This is a genomic window from Actinoplanes sp. NPDC051851, assembly GCF_040681165.1.
In the GTDB taxonomy this organism is placed as follows: Bacteria; Actinomycetota; Actinomycetes; order Mycobacteriales; family Micromonosporaceae; genus Actinoplanes.
The window spans coordinates 40,315-62,359 of the sequence record NZ_JBFAYF010000004.1; the positions used below are offsets into that span (position 1 = coordinate 40,315).

The 22,045-nt window shown below is 71.7% G+C and carries 18 protein-coding genes; 11 read left to right on the forward strand and 7 right to left on the reverse strand.

Annotated features, from left to right (window positions below):
* Positions 1-14: 14 nt before the first annotated feature.
* The 4 genes from AB0M08_RS05790 to AB0M08_RS05805 form a co-directional block, all read right to left on the reverse strand.
* Positions 15-1,121 (reverse strand): DUF3500 domain-containing protein, encoded by a 1,107-nt coding sequence (locus AB0M08_RS05790; RefSeq protein WP_364489040.1) that lies wholly within the window; start codon positions 1,119-1,121, stop codon positions 15-17.
* A 147-nt stretch (positions 1,122-1,268) separates the two neighbouring features.
* Positions 1,269-2,249, reverse strand: coding sequence for a hypothetical protein (locus AB0M08_RS05795; RefSeq protein WP_364489043.1), 981 nt, complete (start codon positions 2,247-2,249; stop codon positions 1,269-1,271).
* On the reverse strand, positions 2,246-2,596 hold the full coding sequence (locus tag AB0M08_RS05800; RefSeq protein WP_364489046.1) for a hypothetical protein: 351 nt from the start codon (positions 2,594-2,596) through the stop codon (positions 2,246-2,248). Before AB0M08_RS05800 ends, AB0M08_RS05795 begins: the two co-directional genes overlap by 4 nt.
* A complete protein-coding gene (locus tag AB0M08_RS05805; protein WP_364489049.1) occupies positions 2,590-2,892 on the reverse strand; it encodes a hypothetical protein in 303 nt (100 codons plus the stop codon). Before AB0M08_RS05805 ends, AB0M08_RS05800 begins: the two co-directional genes overlap by 7 nt.
* A gap of 292 nt (positions 2,893-3,184) precedes the next feature.
* Here AB0M08_RS05805 and AB0M08_RS05810 point away from each other — a divergent pair, with 292 nt between their 5' ends.
* The 4 genes from AB0M08_RS05810 (at position 3,185) to AB0M08_RS05825 (ending at position 11,108) form a co-directional block, all read left to right on the forward strand.
* A complete protein-coding gene (locus AB0M08_RS05810; RefSeq protein WP_364489052.1) occupies positions 3,185-5,173 on the forward strand; it encodes a metallophosphoesterase family protein in 1,989 nt (662 codons plus the stop codon).
* Between the two features lie 67 nt (positions 5,174-5,240).
* A complete protein-coding gene (locus tag AB0M08_RS05815; RefSeq protein ID WP_364489055.1) occupies positions 5,241-8,306 on the forward strand; it encodes an AAA family ATPase in 3,066 nt (1,021 codons plus the stop codon).
* A gap of 83 nt (positions 8,307-8,389) precedes the next feature.
* The gene (locus tag AB0M08_RS05820; protein WP_364489058.1) at positions 8,390-9,553 is read left to right on the forward strand and encodes a GDSL-type esterase/lipase family protein; all 1,164 of its coding nucleotides are present in this window, start codon (positions 8,390-8,392) and stop codon (positions 9,551-9,553) included.
* Between the two features lie 28 nt (positions 9,554-9,581).
* Positions 9,582-11,108, forward strand: coding sequence for a serine hydrolase domain-containing protein (locus AB0M08_RS05825; protein ID WP_364489061.1), 1,527 nt, complete (start codon positions 9,582-9,584; stop codon positions 11,106-11,108).
* Between the two features lie 78 nt (positions 11,109-11,186).
* Here the strand turns inward: AB0M08_RS05825 and AB0M08_RS05830 are convergent, their stop codons facing one another.
* Both AB0M08_RS05830 and AB0M08_RS05835 read right to left on the reverse strand, forming a co-directional pair.
* The gene (locus tag AB0M08_RS05830; RefSeq protein WP_364489064.1) at positions 11,187-12,152 is read right to left on the reverse strand and encodes an SIS domain-containing protein; all 966 of its coding nucleotides are present in this window, start codon (positions 12,150-12,152) and stop codon (positions 11,187-11,189) included.
* Positions 12,149-13,102, reverse strand: a complete 954-nt coding sequence (locus tag AB0M08_RS05835) for a hypothetical protein (protein ID WP_364489067.1) — start codon at positions 13,100-13,102, stop codon at positions 12,149-12,151. The genes AB0M08_RS05830 and AB0M08_RS05835 overlap by 4 nt, the downstream gene beginning before the upstream one ends.
* A gap of 282 nt (positions 13,103-13,384) precedes the next feature.
* Here AB0M08_RS05835 and AB0M08_RS05840 point away from each other — a divergent pair, with 282 nt between their 5' ends.
* From AB0M08_RS05840 to AB0M08_RS05855, 4 genes are read left to right on the forward strand one after another with little or no spacing between them, the layout of a single operon-like run.
* Entirely contained in the window at positions 13,385-14,500 is a 1,116-nt protein-coding gene (locus AB0M08_RS05840; protein WP_364489070.1) for a spermidine/putrescine ABC transporter substrate-binding protein, read from the forward strand.
* Positions 14,500-15,348, forward strand: a complete 849-nt coding sequence (locus AB0M08_RS05845; protein WP_364489073.1) for an ABC transporter permease — start codon at positions 14,500-14,502, stop codon at positions 15,346-15,348. Before AB0M08_RS05840 ends, AB0M08_RS05845 begins: the two co-directional genes overlap by 1 nt.
* On the forward strand, positions 15,345-16,103 hold the full coding sequence (locus AB0M08_RS05850; RefSeq protein WP_364489076.1) for an ABC transporter permease: 759 nt from the start codon (positions 15,345-15,347) through the stop codon (positions 16,101-16,103). Before AB0M08_RS05845 ends, AB0M08_RS05850 begins: the two co-directional genes overlap by 4 nt.
* Entirely contained in the window at positions 16,100-17,176 is a 1,077-nt protein-coding gene (locus tag AB0M08_RS05855; protein WP_364489079.1) for an ABC transporter ATP-binding protein, read from the forward strand. Before AB0M08_RS05850 ends, AB0M08_RS05855 begins: the two co-directional genes overlap by 4 nt.
* Here the strand turns inward: AB0M08_RS05855 and AB0M08_RS05860 are convergent.
* The gene (locus tag AB0M08_RS05860; protein ID WP_364489082.1) at positions 17,142-17,780 is read right to left on the reverse strand and encodes a TetR/AcrR family transcriptional regulator; all 639 of its coding nucleotides are present in this window, start codon (positions 17,778-17,780) and stop codon (positions 17,142-17,144) included. The two genes, AB0M08_RS05855 and AB0M08_RS05860, sit on opposite strands and share 35 nt — an antisense overlap.
* A gap of 113 nt (positions 17,781-17,893) precedes the next feature.
* Here AB0M08_RS05860 and AB0M08_RS05865 point away from each other — a divergent pair, with 113 nt between their 5' ends.
* From AB0M08_RS05865 to AB0M08_RS05875, 3 genes are read left to right on the forward strand one after another with little or no spacing between them, the layout of a single operon-like run.
* Positions 17,894-19,168, forward strand: a complete 1,275-nt coding sequence (locus tag AB0M08_RS05865; protein ID WP_364489085.1) for a nucleotide disphospho-sugar-binding domain-containing protein — start codon at positions 17,894-17,896, stop codon at positions 19,166-19,168.
* Positions 19,165-20,565 carry an FAD-dependent oxidoreductase gene (locus tag AB0M08_RS05870; RefSeq protein WP_364489088.1) on the forward strand — a complete coding sequence of 467 codons (1,401 nt, stop codon included), beginning with the start codon at positions 19,165-19,167 and terminating at the stop codon, positions 20,563-20,565. Before AB0M08_RS05865 ends, AB0M08_RS05870 begins: the two co-directional genes overlap by 4 nt.
* A 34-nt stretch (positions 20,566-20,599) precedes the next feature.
* A complete protein-coding gene (locus AB0M08_RS05875) occupies positions 20,600-22,015 on the forward strand; it encodes an aldehyde dehydrogenase family protein (protein ID WP_364489091.1) in 1,416 nt (471 codons plus the stop codon).
* The last annotated feature ends 30 nt before the right edge of the window (positions 22,016-22,045 follow it).

Genomic DNA, 22,045 nt, shown 5'->3' on the forward strand with positions numbered 1-22,045 from the left:
TCATGCATACCCCATCAGGAGTACGACATGCCGTAATCGTTCTCCGGTTCGCGGTAGATCGCGTGCACGTGCCCGACCCCGCCGCCGTTGCGCCCCTTGCCCGCCTGGTGCGCGAACTCGATGCTGAACGTGGGCCCCTGCAGCCGGTAGTAGACCGGCCGCCCCGGCTCGTCCCCGCCGGACCAGGCGAACGTGGTCGCGCCCAGGTCCTCCTTGGCCTCGGCGATCTTCTCGGCCGCGCTCTCCGCGTTGAGCGCGCCGATCCACGCGGCGAGCAGGTCGGCCAGGAGCGTCCGCTGCCGGGTGGAGAACGTGGACGCGCGCACGCCCTCCGGGTCGAGGGTCCGGCCGTCCTCCTGCGGGCCGAGCATCACGTCGGTGATCCGGGTGTCCAGCCGTGCCTCGTCGCGCTGCTCCTCCCGGAGCGCGCCGATCAGCGTGTAGGCCTTCTCGGTCACCTCGCGCAGCGGCTGGATCTCCTCCCCCAACGCGTGGAAGACCGCGGGCTGCGCTCCCCAGAAGCTGGGCGCCATGGTCATCTGGTCGCCGCGCAGGGTCAGGTTGATCCCGAGGTGGTGGCCGCCGTACTGCACGGTCCAGATCTCGCCGGCCGACGGACTGCCCAGGATCCTGATCCAGTAATGGCCGGAGCCGTACTCCTGATCGGATTCGGTCCGCCGGGCGAGCAGGTCGTCGGCCGCGGTGATCTGCAGGACCTGCCGGTACCCGTCCCGGCTCAGCCCGGCGCGCAGGATCGCCATCGCGGCCGCCCGCTGACCCTCGTCGAGCCCGTCCATCCGCAGCCCGGCCCGCTTGAAGAGCCGATCCGGCAGGTCCGACCACTGTTCCAGGTTCGCCGCGGTCCGCTCGCCGCGCACGGCGGCCCGCCCGGTGTCGTCCAGCGTCGCGAGGAAGGCGTGCGTGGCGAGCAGGACGCCGGCCGGGCCGTCCGTACCGTCGTAGGCGCGCGCGGCCGGCGTCGTCGCGGTCGCGGTCGCGTCCGGGACGTCGCGTTCCGCGGGCGAGGGCTGGTCGATCGCGGTGCCGCAGCCACCGGCGAGCATCAGCGTGAGAGCGATCGTGGCGACGAGCGGTAGCCGTCGCGCGAGCAGGAGCACCATCAACCGGACTTTAAAGACATAAACCACCAAAACCCTCAAAACTATTTTCCGGTACGCCGAAAGAGCCCGCTCCGCGTTCTGGCTGGTTCTCCGGGGTGCCCGACGCGGAGCGAGGCACCCCGGAGAACCAGCCAGAACCGGGACCGGTCAGCTCGGATCGATCACCTGGATGTTCGTCACGGCCGGGTTCGACAGCACCGAGGGGCGCTCGGCACCCACCCAGACGCTCTCCGGGTTCACCCGGTGCGTCCACGCGGTCACCTCGCCCTCGGCCGCGTGCGCGTACCGCTTGGAGAGCCGGTGCCAGATGTCGCCCGCCTGCGCGCCGTCCACCGGCGAGCCCTCGTCGTAGAGCCGCAGGTCGTCGAAGTACCGCCCGCCCGGCGTGCGCTCCAGGATCACCGAGCCGACCCCGTCCACCTTGGCCTCGGCGTACTGCCGCATCGGTGTCCCGAACGCGTCCTTCCCGGAGTAGAAGTGCGCGCCGCCGACTGGGCTGCGCACGTCGGCGTACTGGACCTCCCGCATCAGTCCCTGGAACGCGGTCCGGCGGCTGCGGACGGCCACCTGCCCGGCCACCTCCCGGGCGCCCGCGCGCTCCAGCATCTCGGCGGCCTGCCGGAGCAGCGCCGCCACCTCCTTCTCGACCATCGCCGTCGACTGCTGCAGCAGCTTGCGCATCACCACCCGGGCGGCGACCACGAAGACCGGGATCTCGGCGAGCGTGGCCCCGGCCGTCACCGAGGCCGTCGCGACCGCCTGACCGATCTCGATCGCCAGCACGGTCAGCTGCGCGAGATACGCGGTCTTCAGCGCGAGCGTGATCCCGGCGTACGACACCAGCGCCGCGCCGATCAGCTCGGACGCCGTCGCCGCGTCGCCCAGGTGCCGCCCGGGTCCGTCCACGCCGTTCCACCAGCGCTCGAAGGCCTCCGCGGTGGCGCCCTCGTTGGTCATCCAGACCCGGCGCGCCGCCTGCCCGGCCTCCTCGGCGTGCACCCGCATCCGGGTGCCGTGCTCGATCCAGGCCCGGCCGTCCGCGTAGAGCCGGTCCTCGTCCGCCTCCGGCCACTCCAGGCCGACCCAGCTCAGCGGCTCGGTCAGCGCCCCGGGCAGCGTGATCGTCATGTCCCGGTCCCGTAGAGTCCGGCCGCACCGGCGGCGGACGCCCCGAGAGCCGCACCGGACAGGCCCGCCGCGTTCGCCTCGTCGGTCTCGGCGATCGCCCTGGCCTGCACGACCAGGTTCGCCGCCGCGAAACCGACCTGCTCGGCGTACGAGTCGAACGCGTCCAGGGCCTTGGCCAGCACCACCGAGTAGACCGCGCCGAGCAGGCCGTCCCCGAGCCCGCTCACCGCCACCTCGGCGGCGAGTGCCGCGGTGTCGTCGGCGATCCGCTGGGCGACCCCGGCCAGGTCCCGCCCCGCGTCCGCCATGCTCTCCGGGTCGACCGCGAGGAGCCCGGGGGTCACCACGGCCGGGCCGCCCGCCGGCTCAGGTCGTACAGGGCGACGGAGATCTCGGCGAACCGGCGCTCGGCGTCCGAGGTCACCGCGGCCAGGCCCTCGGTCAGCTCCCGCGCGTCGGCGCCGGCCCCGTACCCGGCGATCGCGTCGTCGAGCCGCGCACGGGCCCGGTCCTGCGCACCGGCGAACGCGGCGATCAGCGCGGTGCGCAGCTCGTCCAGCTCCAGGTGGGCGACCCACGGGTGCAGCTTCAGGTCGCGCAGCCGGCCGCTCTCGTCCAGGTCGACCAGGATCAAGTCGTTCATGACGCCTCCCCCTCGACTCCAGGGACACCGCGTGGCGCTGCGATCACCCCCTGTACCGGCCCGTACACCGTTCGCCTCCGGTCGGTTCAACGCGGGTTCGTTGCGTACCGGAGAAGGAAGTGCCAAGGACGGATGTCACGAGTCGGCCCATGACAAAAATCGGGCACGGAAACAACCCAGCAACAGGGAACACAGGATGGCCGGGCGGTTAACCCGCACACTCCGATCGGTTCGCCGCATGTTCACGCCAGCAGCACGCGGGCGCCGCCGGGGCGGGAACAGGATGATCGGCGTGACGCTTAACCGCAGCAATCGTCCGCTCACGGTGGACGAATACACCGAGTGGAACACCCGGGAACTGGCCCGGCAGCCGGTCAGCCGGCGCTCCGCGCTCAAGGCGGTCATGGCCGGCGCGGGCGGCATCGCGGTCGCCCAGTTCGCACTCGCCGACGCGGCCTTCGCGGCCGGTGGTGGCACGGCCGGGACCGCCGGCGTGGTCGTCTCCGGACGCCATCTCTCCTTCGTCCCCGGCCGGGACGGCATCCCCAAGGCCGCCATGGCGGTCACCGCGCAGCTGGTCAGCAAGACCGGCAGCCTGCCGCGCACCCTGCGCGCCTTCGTCGAGGTCGGCACGGCGCCGGGGCACTACGGCAGCCGGGTCGAGGCCGACATCCAGCACCTGACCGGCCAGTACGCGATCGCCGGCGGCCCGGTCGCCAGCCAGTTCTACGTCAAGGGCACGGTCGGCGGGCTGCGGCCGGGCACGCTGTACCACTACCGGATCCGGCTCTCCGACGGCACGGTCACCGGCGACGCGCACTTCAGCACCGCGCCCGACGCCGGCACGACCGGCGGCCACTACCTGGCGCAGCCCGCGAAGCCGTTCACCTTCACCGCGTTCGCCGACGTCGGCACGAACGCCGCACCCACCGACCCGGCGTACGCGTGGGGCCTCGACCCGGCGAGCGTGACCGCCGCGGGCGGCGTGTGGCCGTCCGGTGTCTTCGACAACAACTACTACAACACCGCCGACCCGGTCGCGGGCACCGGCGGCACCGACCCGACACCGGCGATCACCCAGACCGGCCTGATGGCCTCGCAGCACCCGGTCTTCACGCTGCTCGCCGGCGACATCTGCTACGCCGACCCGTCCGGCACCGGCCTGCCCGCCGACGACTCGACCTCGCTGACCGGGTCCGCCCCGGCCGGGAAGAACTCGTTCAACCCGTACGTCTGGGACGTCTTCTTCAACCAGATCGAGCCGCAGGCCGCGTTCACCCCGTGGATGTTCGCGACCGGCAACCACGACATGGAGCCGATCTACGGCGACACGTCCTACCTGGGCGGCTCGGCGACGCACGGCTACGGCGGCCACCTCAAGCGCCTCGACCTGCCCGGGAACGGCCCGAAGACCTGCCCGTCGGTCTACCGCTTCGTGTACGGCAACGTCGGCGTGATCTCGGTCGACGCCAACGACCTCTCCGCGGAGATCCAGACCAACACCGGGTATTCGAACGGCGCGCAGCTGGCGTGGATCGCGTCGACGCTGAAGCAGTGGCGGACCGGGGAGCTCGCCGACCGGGTGGATTTCGTGGTGGCGTTCTTCCACCACTGCGCGTACTCGACGACCAACAACCACGCCTCGGACGGCGGGCTGCGCGACGCGCTCGACCCGCTCTTCACCAGGTTCCAGGTCGATCTGGTCGTGCAGGGCCACAACCACCTGCTGGAGCGGACCGACCCGATCAAGAACGGGAAGAAGACCCGCTCGGCACCGGACGGCTCGACGATCCGCCCGGCCGACGACGGCGTGACCTACATCTGTGTCGGCTCCGGCGGGCGTCCCCGGTATCCGTTCCGCCCGGCGCCGTCGGCGGCGGCGCCCGCCCCGGAGGGTGTCGAGCCGACCGGCGCGCAGCTGCTCCCCGAGGGCCAGCGCTACCGCGGATACCAGCCCGCCGGTGGCGCGAACACCGCCGAGAACAACACCACCACCGTGGTGAACAGCTACCAGTGGTCCTTCGACGGGACGGCGGTGAACGCGTCGGGCTACCCGGCGGGCACCAAGATCCCGGAGGAGGTGGACTGGTCGCAGGTCCGCTACGACGACTACGCGTTCATCGCCGTCGACGTCGTCCCGGGAAAGCGAGGGTCGAAGACCACCTTCACCGTACGCACGCTGGCGGACGCCCTGCCGGGCAGCGGGCAGCCGTACACCGAGATCGACCGCATCACGCTGGCCCGGACCGCCGGGCTGAGCCGCATCCGTACCCCGCACTGACCCTCTCCGGCCCGGCCACCCGTGCTCCGGTGGCCGGGCCTTGCCACGGTCGTCCATATTGGGCGGCATGCCGTCGCGCCTCACCTACGCCGATGCCGTCCGCCTGCTGGGCGGAGCCGGGCCGCTCGTCTCCCTCGCGGACACCCTGCTCGGCGGGGCGCTGAGCCTGGCCACCGCGGGCGGCAGCGAGGTCGCCCTGAGCTTCTTCGACGCCAAGGGCGAGGTGATCCGTCTCGGTCATCAGGTCGCGACCACCCTCAACGACAGGGTCCGCGGCCTGGGCCGGTACGACCGCACCCAGCGCCTGCACGCCGCGCACGGGGTCCTCGTCGTCACCGCCTTCTTCGAGGCCTTCGACGACTGCCTCGGCGAGGCGGGCTGGGACGTGCCGGGCCTCTCCCGCGAGGATCAGCTCCGGCTGGCGGGCACCGCATCCACCGGGGACTGGATGGAACGGCTGGTCTCCGAGAGCCTGCCGATGCCCTCCGCCGACCGGACCTACGACCGGTTGCTCGCCGCCGTCGGCCGGTGGGCCCAGCCGCTCGCGGTCAAGCTGGCCACCCACCTGACCGGCCTCGCGGCGTGGGACAGGGCCGGCGAGAACCGGCAGCTCACCGTCGAGAGCCTGCTCGGCACCCGTCTTCCCGCCCTGGCCACCGAACGCTACGACGCGTCCGTGCGGCGGCTCGCCGTCGAGATCCCCGAGTTCGCGTTCTGGATGCGGCAGACCGAGGAGCGGGCGACCGCCCGTGGGCTGGCCGCGCTCGAGACCGAGCTGCTCCGGGTCTCCTCCCGCACCGACCCGGCGCGCCAGCGGGCGGTGCTCGCCGCCGTGTACCGCGCCGACCTGGATCGGCCGGTGCTCGGCGGGGACACCGGGGACCTGGCGGTACCGCACCGGCAGGACGCCTACCTCGACCCGGTGTTCCGGGTCCGGCAGGGCGGCACCGGCGCCCGGCCCGCGGCCGACGACTGGTGGAGCGAGGTCGAACCGCGGGGCGACCTCGCCGGTTTCCTCGCCGCCTACCTGACCACCCCGGCCGCCGCCGAGGTGCCGATGCTGCTGCTCGGACAGCCCGGGGCGGGCAAGTCGACGCTGACCAAGGTGCTCGCCGCCCGCCTCCCGGCCGCCGACTTCCTCGTGGTTCGGGTGGCGCTGCGCGAGGTCAACGCCGAGGCCGCGATCCAGGACCAGGTGGAACAGGCCCTCCGGTCGGCCATCGGCGAGGACGTCAGCTGGTCCGGCCTGGCGGGCGAGGCGAACGGCGCGATGCCGGTGATCCTCCTCGACGGCTTCGACGAGCTGCTGATGACCACCGGCCTGCACCAGTCGGACTATCTGCAGCAGGTGGTCGATTTCCAGCGCCGCGAGACGATCCTCGGCCGCCCGGTCGCGGTGATGGTCACCAGCCGGGTCGCGGTCGCCGACCGGGCCCGGATGCCCGGCGGCAGCCTCGTGGTCCGCCTGGAGCCGTTCACCGAGGAACAGATCGGCCAGTGGGCGGGCATCTGGAACCGCGCCAACCCGGACTTCCGGCAGCTCACCCCCGCCGGGCTGCACCGCTTCCCGGATCTGGCCGCCCAGCCGTTGCTGCTGCTCATGCTCGCCCTCTACAACGCCACCGGCCCCGGCCTGCCGCACGACGACGAGGACTTCGACGAGGGCCTGCTCTACGAGCGGCTGCTCACCGAGTTCGCCGCGCGAGAGGTCGGCCGGGTGCACGACGGCCGGCCCGAGTCGGCGCTACCCGCCCTGGTCGAGGAGGAGCTGCTGCGCCTCTCGGTGGTCGCGTTCGCGATGTTCCACCGGATGCGCCTCTGGGTCACCACCACCGAGCTCGACGCCGACCTGGCCGGACTCGGCCTCCAGCCGAGCCGCACGGCCGCCACCGCGGGCTTCCGGACCCCGATCACCGCGGGCGAGGAGATGGTCGGCCGCTTCTTCTTCATCCAGCGGGCCGAGGCCCTGCGCGACGACCGCCGCCTGCAGACGTACGAGTTCCTGCACGCGACCTTCGGCGAGTACCTGATCGCCCGTCTCGTGGTCCACGCCGTGCGCGACGCGGCCGCCCGGGCCGCCGCGCGCACCCTGCGCCTGGGGCAGGCCGAGGAGGACGAGCTGCTCCGCTCGCTGCTGGGTTTCACGCCGCTGACCGCCCGGAACAACGTGCTGTCCTTCGCCGCGGCGATGCTGGGCCGCGAGGACACCCCGGCGCTGCGGGCCTGGCTGGTCGACCGGCTCCGGGTCGCGACGACCCGGCCGCACCACGCGCCCGGGACCTACCAGCCCGTCGACCGGCGGGCGGACCACTGGATGGCGATCTACTCGTTCAACCTGATGCTGCTGACGGTGGCGTGCGGTACCCCGCTGAGCACCGTCGAGCTCTACCCGGACGCACCCGATCCGGCCCGGATCCTGCGGGACAGCGCGCTGCAGTGGCAGGCCGCCTGCCCCATCGACCTCTGGCTCGACTCGTTCCGGCGGGTCTCCGTGCACCGCCGGTGGACCGCCGACGGCCGCCTCGACTTCGCGCTGGAGTGGGGTGTCACCCTCGTCGCCGACGCCGGCGTCGACCCGTTCTGGTCCCACGGCTCGGGGCACGACCCGCAGTCCCGGGCGCGCCGCTATCAGCCGGGCACCGGGTTCGGCGGCTACTTCGAACTCGACCTCGCGGTCACCTCGATGAATCTCACCAGCGCGCTCAGCGACGACGTCCTGCGGCACGCGCTGGGGCCGTTCATCGACCACCTGCCGCAGAGCCTGACCCACTTCATCGTCCACGATCAGGACGACACCGAGTCGGTCGCGCACAGTCTCGTGCATCTGTGGCTCACCTCGGCCCTGCGTGAGGGCCCGGTCCTGGCGGAGGCCTACCAGCGTGCGGTGCTCGCGGTCACCGGGTTCGCCTGGAGCCCGCATCTGCGTGCCACGGCCATCACCGGGCCGGCGGTCACCGTGGTGCTCCGGATGCTCGCCGGTGACGTGGACCGTCTGCCCCCGGCGACGGTGCTCGACCTGATCGGACGGATTCGCGACAGCCCCTATTACAGCGCCGAGCTCCACGCCGGGCTCGTCGGGCGGTGCCTGCGCGGGACCGGCGGCACGGACCCGTCAGGTGACGTTCAGCGATAGAACCGGCCGTTTCGGTAATGACGGTGGCTGTCGATGGCGTGTTAGCTTGCCGACAGCCAGGCAATCCACGGGGGAGGCATCTGGTGGCGAAGCGTCGTACCTTCATTCGGGCGGGTGGGCTGTTCGCCGCCGGGGCCGCGATCACCGCGGCCACGCCCCTCGCCGTCGCGCACGCTGTCGGCGACGACGACCCGGTACGCCGGCCCCTGCTCACCTGGCACGCCGCGCTCGCCAACCGCCGGTACGCCCCGGCGGTGATCGCCACCATCGGATCGTCCACGAGTGAGGGTGTCGGCGTCTCCGCGTACGGAAGAAGCTATGCGCATCTGCTCGTGGAGAACCTGCGCTCCCGGTTCCCGGTGCCCGGCTCGCACGGCGGGGACAACTACGTCGCGGCCTGGGGCGTGCCGGGCGAGCACCGGGACTACGCGTGGCCGGTGGTCCGCACCGGCGGCGTGCCGAGCACCACGGGCTGGGGCCTGAAGGCGGTCAACCTGAACGCACCGGGGCAGCGGCTGAGCTACACGTTCACCGGCACCGGCGTCCAGATCTGGTATTCGCGCTTCGCCGGCGGCGGATCGTTCTCGGTCACCGTCAACGGCACCGTGGTCGCCGCCGCGGTGGAGACGGCGGGACCCACCGACCGGAACGCCGTCTGGTCCTCCGGCCCGCTCGTCCGGGGCACCCACACGGTCGTGGTCACCTGCCGGACGACCGGTTCGTCGTCGGCCACCTTCGTCCACGGGTTCGCGGCCTTCGACGGCGACGAGTCCCAGGGGATCCGGCTCTACCACGGCGGGCACGGCGGGACGACGTCCGGCACGTTCGCCGCCAACCTGGCCGGGTGGGCGCCGCGGCTCGCCACCATCCAGCCCCACCTGGTCGTCCTCCAACTGGGTGTGAACGACTGGCGGGCCGGGATCGCGGCGGCGGTGCTGAAGTCCCACCTGCGGTCGGTCATCGCGGCGGTCCGGGCCGGCACCCGCACCGATCCGTCCTTCGTGGTCTACGGCTCGCCGCGGATCGCCGCCGGCCACGCCGTGGAGGACTTCACCGCGGTCACCGACGCCTGGCGGTCGCTCGCCGACGAGGACCCGTCCGTCGCCTACTTCGACCTCGGCTCCCGCCAGCCGTCCCCCGTCCTGGACAACACGGCGGCCCTCTACACCCCCGATCTGATCCACACCACCGACCGCGGTGCCGCGCACACGGCCGACGCGCTGGCCGCGTTCCTATCACCCGGGTGACATTGACACCCGTTCATAGATTGCGGGTATGCCGGAGTATCTGACCCGCCGAACCGTCCTCCGTGCGGCCGCCACCACCGCGGTGGCCGCCACCGTCGCCCCGGCCCTGACCGGCGCCGCGTCGAAAGATCCTCTCGGGGAGCTGGACGCCAGGATCCACGCGCTGATGGCCGCCTACCAGGTGCCCGGGGTCGCGCTGGGCCTGCGCCACCGGGGCTCCGAGTACGTCCGCTCCTACGGCGTGACCAGCATCGAGACGCAGACCCCCGTCGACGAGACCACGGTGTTCCGGGTCGCCTCGACCAGCAAGACGTTCACCGGCACCGCGGTGATGCGCCTGGTCGAACGGGGCGCCCTCGACCTGGACCGGACCGTCCGCTCCTACCTGCCGGACTTCCGCACCTCGGACGGGGCCGCCTCCGCGCGGGTCACCGTCCGCCAGTTGCTCAACCACAGCGCCGGCTGGCTCGGCGACTACTTCCTGGACACCGGCGACGGCGACGACGCCCTCGCCGCGTACGTCGACGGCATGTCCCGGCTGCCCCAGCTCACCCCGCCGGGGAAGGTCTTCGCCTACAACAACGCGGCGCTCTCGCTCGCCGGCCGCCTGATCGAGAAGGTCACCGGCGCACCGTACGAGCAGGCGATGCGCACCCTGGTCCTGGACCCGCTGCGACTGCGGCACAGCGGGTACGCGATCGACGACATCCCGGGCGTCTCAATGGCCGTCCCGCACTACGTCACCGCCGACGGCGTACTCACCGCCGAGCCCGCGCTCTGGGACATGCCGCGCGGCATCAACCCGGCCGGTGGCCTGATCTCCACCGCCCGTGACCAGCTGGCCTGGGCGCGGTACCACCTCGGCGACGGCCGCCCGCTGCTCTCGTCGCGTTCCCTGCGCCTGATGCAGTCGCACCCCGGGCCCGGCGGCACCCTCCTCGTCGAACTCGACGGCATGGGCGTCACCTGGATGATCCGCCCGACCGCCGAGGGGCCGACGGTGATCCAGCACGGCGGCGACTGGAGCGGCCAGCACTCCGGCTTCCTGCTCGTGCCCTCCCAGGACTTCGCGCTGACGATCCTGACCAACGCGGAGAGCGGGCCGGCCCTGCTCGACGACTTCTTCGCCGGCGACGGGGCTCTGCACCACTTCACCGGCCTGCACAACCTCCCGGCCGAGCCCTACCCGCTCCCGGCCGGTGCGCTGGCGGCCTACACCGGCACCTACACCGCCGACGCGATCAACTTCTACGGCGAGGTGTCCCCGCTGGTCCTCGACATCACCCCCGCCGACGGCCGGCTCGACGTCGCCCTCGACGGCGAGCGGCTCTTCCAGCTCGCCTTCTACCGCGACGACTACGCGGTCCCGCTCGACCCGGCCACCGGCACGGTCCTCAACGCCCGGGTGAACTTCCTCCGCGCCGCCGACGGCCCGGTCCAGTGGCTCCGGTTCAGCGGCCGGCTCTTCCGTCATGCCGCGGAGGCCGCCTCGTCGCTCCGGGCGGCGAGCCCACGGCGGCGCCCGCTGCTCCCGTTCACGCTCCCCCACCCGTAGCAGCCCGGCTCGCTCCCGCGAGCGGGAGCGAGCCGACGGAAGCGAGCCGACGGAAGCGAACCGGCGCTCGGGAAGCCGTCAGGAAGCCTGCCACCAGGTGGCCGCGAGCAGTTCGGCGACGAGGGTCTCGGTGAGCAGCCGGACATCGGGGTCGTCGTCGTGCGGGTAGCGGATCACCCCGGCCGCGCCGTCGACCGGGGCGCCGACCGCGAGCACCGTCGAGCCGCGTTCCCGGATCCACGCCATCGCCTGCCCGTCGTAGCGGGAGCCGGGGAAGAGCAGCGCCCGGTAGTCGAGGGTCTTGGTCAGGTAGACGTCGACGTGCGCCCAGTCCCCGGTCTCGGTCGCGTCCGCCCGCCGCCGCGGCCCCTCCCGCACCATCAGCGCGGACTGCTCCGCCGACGAGATCCGCTCGGCCGGCGCGATCGTGTAGAGGCCGTCCGGCGCGTCCGTCAGCTCCAGCGCCATCGGCAGCCACGCGTCGCGGGTGTCCAGCAGGTGCGCGGTCGCGTCGGCCGCCTTCCGGCACAGCGCGGCGACCGTTGCGGATCCGTCCCCGCCGAGCAGCCGGGCGTTCATCGCGAGCAGCAGGGCGAGGGTGTGCTGAAAGCTCCGGCAGGCCACCCCGCCGAGCTCCGGCAAGGCCAGCATCGGCACGGTGAGCAGCGCGTCCTCGGCGATCGCCGCCGGTTCCGCGCTGTTGGTCAGCGCCACGACCGGCGACCTCCCCCGGTACCGTTCCACCGCGTCCACGGTCTCCCGGCTGCCACCGCTCGCCGAGATCGCCACGACGAGCGTGTCCGGTCCGGGTGGCAGCGAGGCCTCCGCCGAGGCGTATTCGGCCCAGGCCGCGATCCCGGCGGTGCGCAGCCTGAGTGCCGCCACCCGCGCCGCGTAGCGCGAGCTCCCCATGCCCAGGATCAACACCTTTCCCGGGTACGCCGGCAGTCCCGCGAACGGGTCCCCGGCCTCCATCTCGCTCGCCAGCCGCCGCAGCGACTCCGGTTTCGCCTCGAGGTCCCGCAGGAACAACTCCGGATTCATCGATCTCCTCGGGGATAGCGGTTTCGCAGGACTTCCATCGGCGCGTAGCGCCAGCGCGGCAGGAACCGGGCGGCGTAGACCAGCTCCCGGCACTCCTGCGCGGTCTCGAACCCGCGCAGGAGCCGTTCGTCGAAGAGCTCCCCGGCGAGCGGCCGGTAGGCGTCCAGCAGCGCGGCCCGTTCCCGGGCGGCCCACGCCCGGACCCGGTCGCGGTGCGCGTGCCCGGTCCGCCGGTTGGCGATCGCGCCGACGTGCTCCAGGCTGGTCAGCAGCTGGGCGACGTCCCGCGCGGCGGGTTCGGCGGCGTCCTGCGGCGCGGTCGGGTTCCCGTCGAAGTCGACGACCGCGTAGCCCTCGTCCCACCGCAGGACCTGCCCCACGTGCAGGTCACCGTGCAGCCGCTGGACCGGGGTCGGTGCCGCGGGAAGCCGCAGGTCGGCCCGGATCGCCGCGGCGTGCCCGGCCAGCCACGTCCCGTCGGCGCCGTCGACCAGGCCCAGGGCGTCGTCGAGGGCCCGCTCACCCTGCTCGACCCAGCTCGCGAGGTCGGCCGCGGTGGCGGTCCCGGCCGGTGACGGCAACACCGAGGAGGGTGTGGCGAGCGCGGCGTGCAGCTCACCGGCGAGTCGACCCAGCTCGGCGCCGATCGCGGCGGGTGCTCCCCCGTCGAGCTCGGCGAGCAGGTCGTCGGTGGCCCAGTCCCAGCCGTCGAGCGCACCCGGCAGGAACGCCACCACCAGCGCGGTCAGGTCGGTCCCGGCATAGAGCGCCGCATACGGCCGGGCCGTCCGGTCGAAGCCGACCTCTGCCAGGTGCGCCAGGAGCTCCGGGGTGCGCTGCGGCGCGGGCAGCGGCGGCACCAGCCACTTCACCACGAACCGCTCCCCCACGATGACCGACCGGTGCGTCTGGTCCACGGTGATCGCCCGCTCGCCGAGATCCGCGGGCACCGACGGCACCGCCCCCGGAAAACGATGCAGAAGACCGGCCTCACCCGACATATCGGATACATCCGCTGCGATCCTGCGGACGAGGGCGGTGGAGGCCCCCGCCGCATCCGGAGCAGTCGTCATCGATCCCTCTCCGCGCAGCTCATCGGTAGTTTCTGAACTCAGATTCAAAGTAAAATGCAAATTACCAGGTCACGAGCGTGGATCTAAGTCTTGTGTGAGCTGAGTTGCACTGCAACACTCAGCCGCCAGGCCGGAAATCTCCACCTGGAGGAGAACCACGTGTCCCGCATTCCCTCGATCCGTCGTGCCCTCACGGGGGCCGCGGCCTCCGTTCTTCTGATGACCACCGCCGCCTGTGGTGGCGAGAGCAGCACCGCGTCGGCCGCGCCCGACGCGCTGAACCCGAGCGCCGACCTCACGAAGCAGACGCTGACCGTCTCGAACTGGGACGCCTACATGCCGGAGGACCTGCCCGCCACCTTCGAGAAGGCGGTCGGCACCAAGGTCACGGTGACCAAGCACGCCACCAACGAAGAGATCATGGCCAAGCTGACGGCGGGCGGGGACAGCGGCATCGACGTCGCGTTCGTCTCCGGGCCGTTCGCCCAGGCCCTCGCCGAGCAGGGACTGGTCGAGCCGATCCACGCCGACCTGATCCCGAACCTGAGCAACCTCTACCCCGAGGCGACCCAGCTGGCGTACGACCCCGGCAACAAGTACTCGGTCCCGTACACCTGGGGGACCACCGGGCTCTGTTACCGCAGCGACCTGACCGGTTACGACCCGGACAGCTGGAACGACCTGCTCAGCCCGAAGACCGCGCTGGCCAAGAAGACCACCATGCTGGCGACCGACCGCTGGCTGATGCTCCCGGCGCAGAAGTCGCTCGGCTACTCCGCGAACACCACCGACGCCGGCGAGATGGCGAAGGTCAAGGAGAAGCTGGTCGAGGCGAAGAAGAGCCTTCTCGCGTACGACGACACGACCTTCTACTCGCGTCTGGTCTCCGGCGAGGCGTCCCTGGTCGAGGCGTGGGACGGCTGGTGCAACTACGGCATCACCGACAACGACAAGATCAAGTTCACGGTGCCGAAGGAGGGCAGCGACCTCTGGGTGGACACCATGGTGATCCTGAAGACCAGTAGGAACAAGGAGGCCGCGCACGCCTTCATCAACTACATCCTGACGCCGGAGATCCACTCCTGGGCGGCGGAGAACATCCTCTACAAGGTGCCGAACAAGGCCGCCATGGACTCACTCGACCCGGCGCTCATCAAGCAGTACCCGAACCTCGGCACCACTCCGGCCGAGTTGCTCAAGGGCGAGACCCTGGTCGACCTCGGCGAGGCGGCCACCGACTACAGCCGGATCGTCACGGAAGTGACGGCCAGCTAGTGAAGGCGAAGCTGGAGCGGTTCGTCCTGCTGGGCCCGGGGCTCGGCTATCTCACGGCGCTGATGGTCGTCCCGCTGGCGCTGGTGCTGAGCTACACGATCTTCCAGCGGGGCCGCTTCGGCGGGCTGGTCTACGAGCCGACCGTGGAGAACTTCACCCGGCTCGCCGACCCGCTCTACCTGGACGTGCTGGGCACCTCGGCGTGGATCGCCGGGGTGACCACCCTGCTCGCCCTGCTGATCGGGTACCCCACCGCGTACGTGATCGCCCGGCTGCCCGCGCGGGCCCGGACGATCGCGCTGATCGCGCTGGTCCTGCCCTTCTGGACCAACTTCCTGATCCGCACGTACGCGTGGATCGTGCTGCTCAGCCCGGCCGGTCTGGTCAACGACGCGCTGACCGGCTGGGGCCTGATCGACGAGCCCCTGGAACTGCTCTACACCAAGCCGGCGATCGTCGCGGGCCTGCTCTACGCGTACCTGCCGCTGATGATCCTGCCGCTCTACGCCGCGCTGGAGAAGCTCGACGGCGAGCTGCTGGAGGCCGCCGCGAACCTGGGCGCCCGCCCGGCCCGCGCGTTCTTCACGATCACCTGGCCGCTGACGCTGCCGGCCGTGCTGACCGGCTGCGTCTTCGTCTTCGTGCCCAGCCTCGGCAACTTCATCGTGCCCGAACTGCTCGGCGGCGGCCGCACCGCGATGGTCGGCAATCTGGTGCGCGACCAGTTCCTCAAGGCCCGGGACTGGCCGTTCGGCGCGACCCTGGCGCTGGCCGTGGTCGCGATGCTGATGATCCTGCTGCTCCTGCAGGCCTGGAGCGCCCGACGACTCCAGGGAGCCGGCCGATGATCAAGCGCATCCCGTTCTGGTTCTCCTACGTCTTCCTCTACGTCCCGATCCTGGTGGTCGTCGTCATGTCGTTCAACGCGGGCGACTCGCCGTACTCGTGGAGCGGCTTCGGCCTGGGCTGGTACGGCGAGCTCCTCGGCGACGAGGAGGTCCGCACCGGGCTGGTCAACACGCTGATCGTGGCGACCGGTTCGACCGCGCTCGCCACCGTGCTCGGCACCCTGCTCGCGGTCGGCCTGGCCCGGCACACCCGGTCGAAGGTGCTCGACGCGATCGCCACGCTGCCGGTGATCCTGCCGGACATCGTGATGGCGATCGGGCTGCTCGCGTTCTACACGCTGATCCAGCTCACCCTCGGCCTCTACTCGGTGCTGCTCGCGCACGCGGTCTTCGGCACCGCCGCGGTCGCCGCCGTGGTCCGCACCCGGCTCGCCTCGTCCGACCCGTCCCTGGAGGAGGCCTCCCGGGACCTCGGCGCGAACGGGCTGACCACGTTCCTGCGGATCACCCTGCCGACCCTGGCGCCCGGGATCGTGGCCGGCGCGCTGCTCGCGTTCACGCTCTCCGTCGACGAGTTCGTGATCGCGTTCTTCACCGCGGGCCCACAGTCGCCGACCCTGCCGATCGTCATCTACTCCATGGTCCGCTTCGGGGTGACCCCGGAGATCAACGCCCTCGCCACGGTCCTGCTCGCGGTCACCTTCACCGCGATCCTCGCCGTCCAACGACTGACGAAACTCACGGAGCGCCGATGACAAGTCTGCTGAAGATCGCCGACGTCCGACGGGCGTTCGGCGACGTCGCCGCGCTGGACGGGGTCTCGCTCGACATCCGGGAGGGCGAGTTCTTCGCGCTGCTCGGGCCGAGCGGCTGCGGCAAGACCACGCTGCTGCGGATCCTGGCCGGGTTCGAGACGCCGGACAGCGGCACGGTCACGCTCGGCGGCGACGACCTGACGACCGTTGCGGCCCATCGGCGCCCGGTCAACCTGATGTTCCAGTCGTACGCGCTCTTCCCGCACCTGAGCATCGAGAAGAACGTCGCCTACGGCCTCGAGCGAGAGAAGCTGCCGAAGGCCGAGATCCGGGAACGCGTCGCCGAGGTGCTGGACCGGGTCGGGCTCTCCGGGGCCGCCAAGCGCCGTCCGCATCAGCTCTCCGGCGGGCAGCGGCAGCGCGTCGCCCTGGCCCGGGCCATCGTCAAGCGGCCGAAGCTGCTGCTGCTCGACGAGCCGCTCTCCGCGCTGGACCGGAAGGTGCGCGCCGAGATGCAGCTCTGGCTCAAGCAGCTCCAGCACGAGGTCGGCATCACGTTCGTGGTGGTCACCCACGACCAGGAGGAGGCGATGTCGATGGCCGACCGGATCGCGGTGCTCAACCACGGCCGGGTCGAGCAGGTCGGCACGCCGGTCGCCCTCTACGGCGCGCCCCGCACGCACTTCGTCGCGGACTTCATCGGCGGCAACAACTTCTTCCCGGGTACGGCCGTCGAAGGCGGACTGGAGTGCCCCGGCATCGGGCCGCTTCCCGGGGCCGGCGAGGTGGCCGCCGGGGAGTCCGCCGTCCTGGCCGTCCGTCCGGAACAGATCAGGATCGGCGGGGGCGGGACCCCGGTGCTGCGCGGCACGGTGCTCGACGTCAGCTTCTACGGCGGGACCTCGCGGATCGCGGTACGCGTGACGGGGATGGCCACGCCTCTCCTGGTGCGGCAGCAGGGCGCGGCTCAGGTCGTACCGGAAACGGAGGTCGATCTTGTTTGGGAGACGGCCGACGGGGTGCTGGTGCCGCCGCCGGTCACGACCGGGACCGGGGCGAGCGACGCGGCTTGACCTGCAGCGGATTGCCGGTCATCCCCCGTGCGTAGCTCAGGATCAGCTCCTGCGCCTCGGCCACACCGAGGGTGGGGTGCCGCGCCACGATCCGGTAACCGTAGGCGTCCTCGAGGGCCACCAGGTTGCGGCCGATGGTGAGCGCGGTGTCGGCGAGCGTGAAGACGCCCTGCGCGACGCCGGACTCCAGGATCGTCTGGTACATCGAGACCTGGCGGTCGTAGAGCGTGGTGAGCAGCGCGGCGTAGACCCGGTTGCGGCCGGCCGCGCCACCGAGCTCGCAGAGCAGCCGCACGTCGGTGTCGTCCGAGCCGCTGGGCAGACCGGACCGGACCGTCACCACCAGCTTCTCGACCGGGTCGGCCACCTCGGCGATCGCCCGCACCCGCTGCTCGTAGAAGCGCTCCATGCCCGCGTGGTGCGCGTCGAGCAGCAGATCCTGCAGGTCGGCGTAGTGGTACAGCACCGCGCCGGAGGTCAGCCCGGCCTCGGCGGCGACCTGCTTGAGGTGCACGCCGTCGGTGCCGTGCAGCACCATCGCGCGGCGGGCGGCCTCGATCAGGTCCTGCTGGCGGTCGGCACGGCGCTTACGGGGAGTCGTCATCGTCCTGGTCTTTCGTTTTGGTCGACCGTACCGTCTCGGGGTTTCTCGCCTCTTGACGGTTCGGCGCCACCGTATTTGAATTCTGATTCAGATTCGAGCGAGGTGGAGTGCTCATGTCCGAACGCAAGCTGACCATACTCTTCATGCCCGAGAGCGCCTACGGACCGACCAACAACTGCATCGGGATTGGAGACATTCTCCGGCAGCGCGGCCACCGCGTGGTCTTCGCCGCCGAGGCGTCCTGGAAGGGGAAGCTGAGCGCGCTCGGCTTCGAGGAGGACCTGGTCGACCTGGCGCCGCCCACCGAGGGTGACCAGGACGCCGGTCAGTTCTGGAAGGACTTCATCCGGGACACCGCTCCGGAGTTCCGCAAGCCGACCATCGAGCAGCTCGACACCTGGGTGAAGCCGGTCTGGGAGGAGCTGATCACCGGCGCCAAGTACTGCCAGCCCCGCCTGCTGGAGATCATCGAGCGGGTCAGGCCGGACGTCATCGTCGAGGACAACGTGGTGGCGTTCCCGGCGCTGACCACGGCCGGCGTCCCCTTCGTCCGGATCGTCTCCTGCAACCCCCTCGAGGTGAAGGGCCCGGACATCGCACCGGTCTTCTCCGGATACCCGCAGGACGACCGCTCCGGCTGGACCGACTTCCTGGCCGAATACGATCGGACCCACCGCCCGCTCTGGGAGTCCTTCAACGCGTGGGTCGTCGCACAGGGCGCCGCGCCCCTGCCGGACCTGGAGTTCATCGCCTCGGGCGACCTGAACCTCTACGTCTTCCCGGCGGCGGCGGACTACACGTCGCATCGACGGCTGGACGCCTCCTGGCACCGGCTGGACTCGTCGGTGCGGGAGACCGACGCCACCTTCGAGCCGCCCTTCTCCTCCACCCCCTCCAGCAAGATCATTTACTTCAGCCTCGGGTCGCTCGGCTCCGCGGACGTCGAGCTGATGCGCCGGGTGATCTCCGTGCTCGCGCAGACCCCGCACCGCTACATCGTCTCCAAGGGCCCGCTGCACGCCGAGATCGAGCTGGCCGGGAACATGTACGGCGCCGAGTTCCTGCCGCAGACCTCGATCCTCCCGCAGGTCGACGCGGTGATCACGCACGGCGGGAACAACACGGTCACCGAGGCGCTGCACTTCGGCAAGCCGATGGTGCTGCTCCCGCTCTTCTGGGACCAGTACGACAACGCCCAGCGGATGGACGAGCTGGGCTTCGGGGTGCGGCTCGACACGTACGCCTTCAGCGATGCTTCACTTCGCGAGGCCGTTGATCACGTGCTGACCGATGTTGATCTCCGGGCCCGCGTTGCCGCCGCCGGTGAGGAGATCCGCGGGCAGGACGGGCTGCGCAAGGCCGCCGACCTGATCGAAGGACTTGCGTGACCTCGCGCTCCCTTGCCTCCCTGGCCGACGCCGCACCCACCGTCTTCTGGACGGATCGCGCGGACGCGCCGCCGGTGACCGATCCGGTCCCCGACGGCGCCTCCGCCGACCTGGTGATCGTGGGCGGCGGGTTCACCGGCCTCTGGGCGGCGATCCAGGCGAAACAGGACGACCCCGGCGCCGACGTGCTGCTCCTGGAGGGGCGGCACGCCGGCTACGGCGCCTCCGGCCGCAACGGCGGATTCCTCAGCGAGTCGCTCACCCACGGCCTCGGCCACGGAAAGGCCCGCTGGCCCACCGAGTTCCCGCGCCTGATCGAACTCGGTCGGCGCAACCTCGCCGAGATCGCCAAGACGGTCGCCGACCACGGCATCGAGGCCGACCTGCGCCTGGTCGGCAAGACCACGTTCGCGCTGGCCCCGCACCATCTCGGCGAGCTGGAGTCGCTGGCCGCCCTGCACACCTCCCTGGGCGACCGGGTCACCCTGCTCGACGCCGACGCCGCGCGGGCCGACGTGTGCTCCCCGACCTACCTCGGCGGCCTGCGCATCCACGAGTCCGGCGGCCTGGTCGACCCCGCCGCCCTGCTCTACGGCCTGGTCCGCCTCGCCGACGCCCTCGGCGTGCGCCGCTTCGACGGCTCCCCGGTGGCCGGCCTCCGGCGTTCCGGTTCCGCTCTGCGTCTTTCCGTGGGTACGGGCACGGTCCACGCCGGCCGTGTCCTCGTCGCGACCAACGCGTTCCCGTCCCCGCTGCGGCGGATCCGGCCGTACGTGCTGCCCGTCTACGACCACGTGCTGGTCACCGAGCCGCTGAGCGACGCGCAGTGGTCGTCGATCGGCTGGGCCGAACGGCAGGGGCTGACCGACAACGGCAACCAGTTCCACTACTACCGCCCGACCGCCGACGGGCGGATCCTCTGGGGCGGGTACGACGCGATCTACCACTTCGGCGGGCGCGTCGACGCGTCGTACGAGCAGCGGGACGCCACCCATCAGCTGCTCGCCCGGCAGTTCTTCGCCACGTTCCCCCAGCTCGAAGGGGTGCGCTTCACCCACCGGTGGGGCGGGGTGATCGACTCGACGAGCCGGTTCACGCCGATCTTCGGCACCGCGCACGGCGGGCGGGTCGCGTACGCGGTCGGCTACACCGGGCTGGGCGTCGCGTCGTCGCGGTTCGGGGCGCGGGTGGCGCTGGACCTGCTCCGGGGTGCGCCCTCCGAGCTGACCGAGCTGGCGATGGTCCGCCGCCGGGGCGTGCCGTTCCCGCCGGAGCCGCTGCGCTGGCCGGTGGTCGCGCTGACGCGGCACCAGATGATCCGCGCCGATGAGAACGGTGGGCGGCGGGGCGCGTGGCTCCGGCTGCTCGACCACTTCGGCGTCGGTTTCGACAGCTGACCTCGTGGGACGTACGGAAGGAAAGGGAGAACGAGTGGCACCCAGGGTGATCATCAATCCGGCCGACGGTGGCGTCGCCGCCGACGTCGAGGACACCGAGGCGGCGGCCGTCGCGGCGGCGGTGGCACGGGCCCGGGCGGCCTATCTGAAGTGGAAGGACGTCACGCCCGGTGAGCGGGCACGCGTGCTGTTGCGGCTCGCGGATCTCGTGGAGGGCGCGGCCGGGGAATTCACCCGGCTGGAGGTCGCGGAGACCGGCAAGCCGGTGCCGGTGTTCGCCGAGGGGGAGTTGCCGTTCGCGGTGGACAACCTGCGGTTCTTCGCCGGGGGCGCGCGGTCGCTGGACGGGACCGGGGCCGGGGTGCTCTCCAGCGGGTACACGTCGCTGCTGGTCCGGCGGCCGATCGGGGTCGTCGGGGCGATCGCGCCGTGGAACTTTCCACTGATCATGGCGATCTGGAAGATCGGGCCGGCGATCGCGGCCGGGAACGCGATCGTGATCAAGCCGGCCCCGCAGACGCCGCGGTCGACGCTGCTGCTGGCGCGGCTGGCCGAGGAGGCCGGGGCGCCGGAGGGGCTGGTCACCGTGGTCACCGGCGGCGGCGACGTCGGCGAGGCGCTGGTGACCGATCCCGGGGTGGACATGGTCAGCCTGACCGGCTCGTCGGAGACCGGGCGTCGGGTGATGTCGGGTGCGGTGACCGGGCTCAAGCGGCTGCACCTGGAGCTGGGCGGCAAGGCGCCGGCGCTGGTCTTCCCGGACGCGGACCTCGGTGAGATGGCGACCGGGGTGGCGATGGGCGCGACCTACAACACCGGGCAGGACTGCACCGCGGCGACCCGGGTCTACCTGGCCCGGGAGATCTTCGACGACGGGGTGGCGGCGCTGCGGGCCGTGCTCTCGAAGATCAAGGTCGGCGATCCCACCGCGGCGGGTACCGACATCGGGCCGATGATCTCGGCGGCGCAGCGGGACCGGACGCACGGATTCGTCGAGCGGGCCGTGGCGGCGGGCGCGTCGGTGCTGACCGGAGGGGTCGTACCCGAGGGGAAGGGGTTCTACTACCCGCCGACGCTGATCGTGGACGCGGACCAGGCCAGCGAGATCGTCCAGCGCGAGGTGTTCGGGCCGGTGCTGGTCGCGGTCCCCTTCGATGAGGGGGAGGACGAGGCGGTCCGGCTGGCGAACGACACCCCGTACGGCCTGGCGTCGTCGATCTGGTCGCACGACGTGGCCCGGGCCCTGCGGGTGGCGCACCGGCTGGACTTCGGCGTGACCTGGATCAACGATCACCTGCCGATCGCGTCGGAGGCGCCGCACGGCGGGGTCAAGGGGAGCGGCTTCGGCAAGGACATGAGCCAGGAGGCGATCCAGGAGTACTCGGTGACCCGCCACCTAATGATCAAGCACGCGGCGCCGGCCCCGCACACCTCTTTCCGCCCGGCGTAGGGAGGTGGGGTGGCCGACCCCCCGGCCACC

Coding starts and splice junctions, on each gene's coding strand:
- AB0M08_RS05790 (WP_364489040.1), bottom strand. CDS start 1,121: ATGGTGCTCCTGCTCGCGCGACGGCTACCGCTCGTCGCCACGATCGCT.
- AB0M08_RS05795 (WP_364489043.1), bottom strand. CDS start 2,249: ATGACGATCACGCTGCCCGGGGCGCTGACCGAGCCGCTGAGCTGGGTC.
- AB0M08_RS05805 (WP_364489049.1), bottom strand. CDS start 2,892: ATGAACGACTTGATCCTGGTCGACCTGGACGAGAGCGGCCGGCTGCGC.
- AB0M08_RS05815 (WP_364489055.1), top strand. CDS start 5,241: ATGCCGTCGCGCCTCACCTACGCCGATGCCGTCCGCCTGCTGGGCGGA.
- AB0M08_RS05825 (WP_364489061.1), top strand. CDS start 9,582: ATGCCGGAGTATCTGACCCGCCGAACCGTCCTCCGTGCGGCCGCCACC.
- AB0M08_RS05830 (WP_364489064.1), bottom strand. CDS start 12,152: ATGAATCCGGAGTTGTTCCTGCGGGACCTCGAGGCGAAACCGGAGTCG.
- AB0M08_RS05850 (WP_364489076.1), top strand. CDS start 15,345: ATGATCAAGCGCATCCCGTTCTGGTTCTCCTACGTCTTCCTCTACGTC.
- AB0M08_RS05855 (WP_364489079.1), top strand. CDS start 16,100: ATGACAAGTCTGCTGAAGATCGCCGACGTCCGACGGGCGTTCGGCGAC.
- AB0M08_RS05860 (WP_364489082.1), bottom strand. CDS start 17,780: ATGACGACTCCCCGTAAGCGCCGTGCCGACCGCCAGCAGGACCTGATC.
- AB0M08_RS05865 (WP_364489085.1), top strand. CDS start 17,894: ATGTCCGAACGCAAGCTGACCATACTCTTCATGCCCGAGAGCGCCTAC.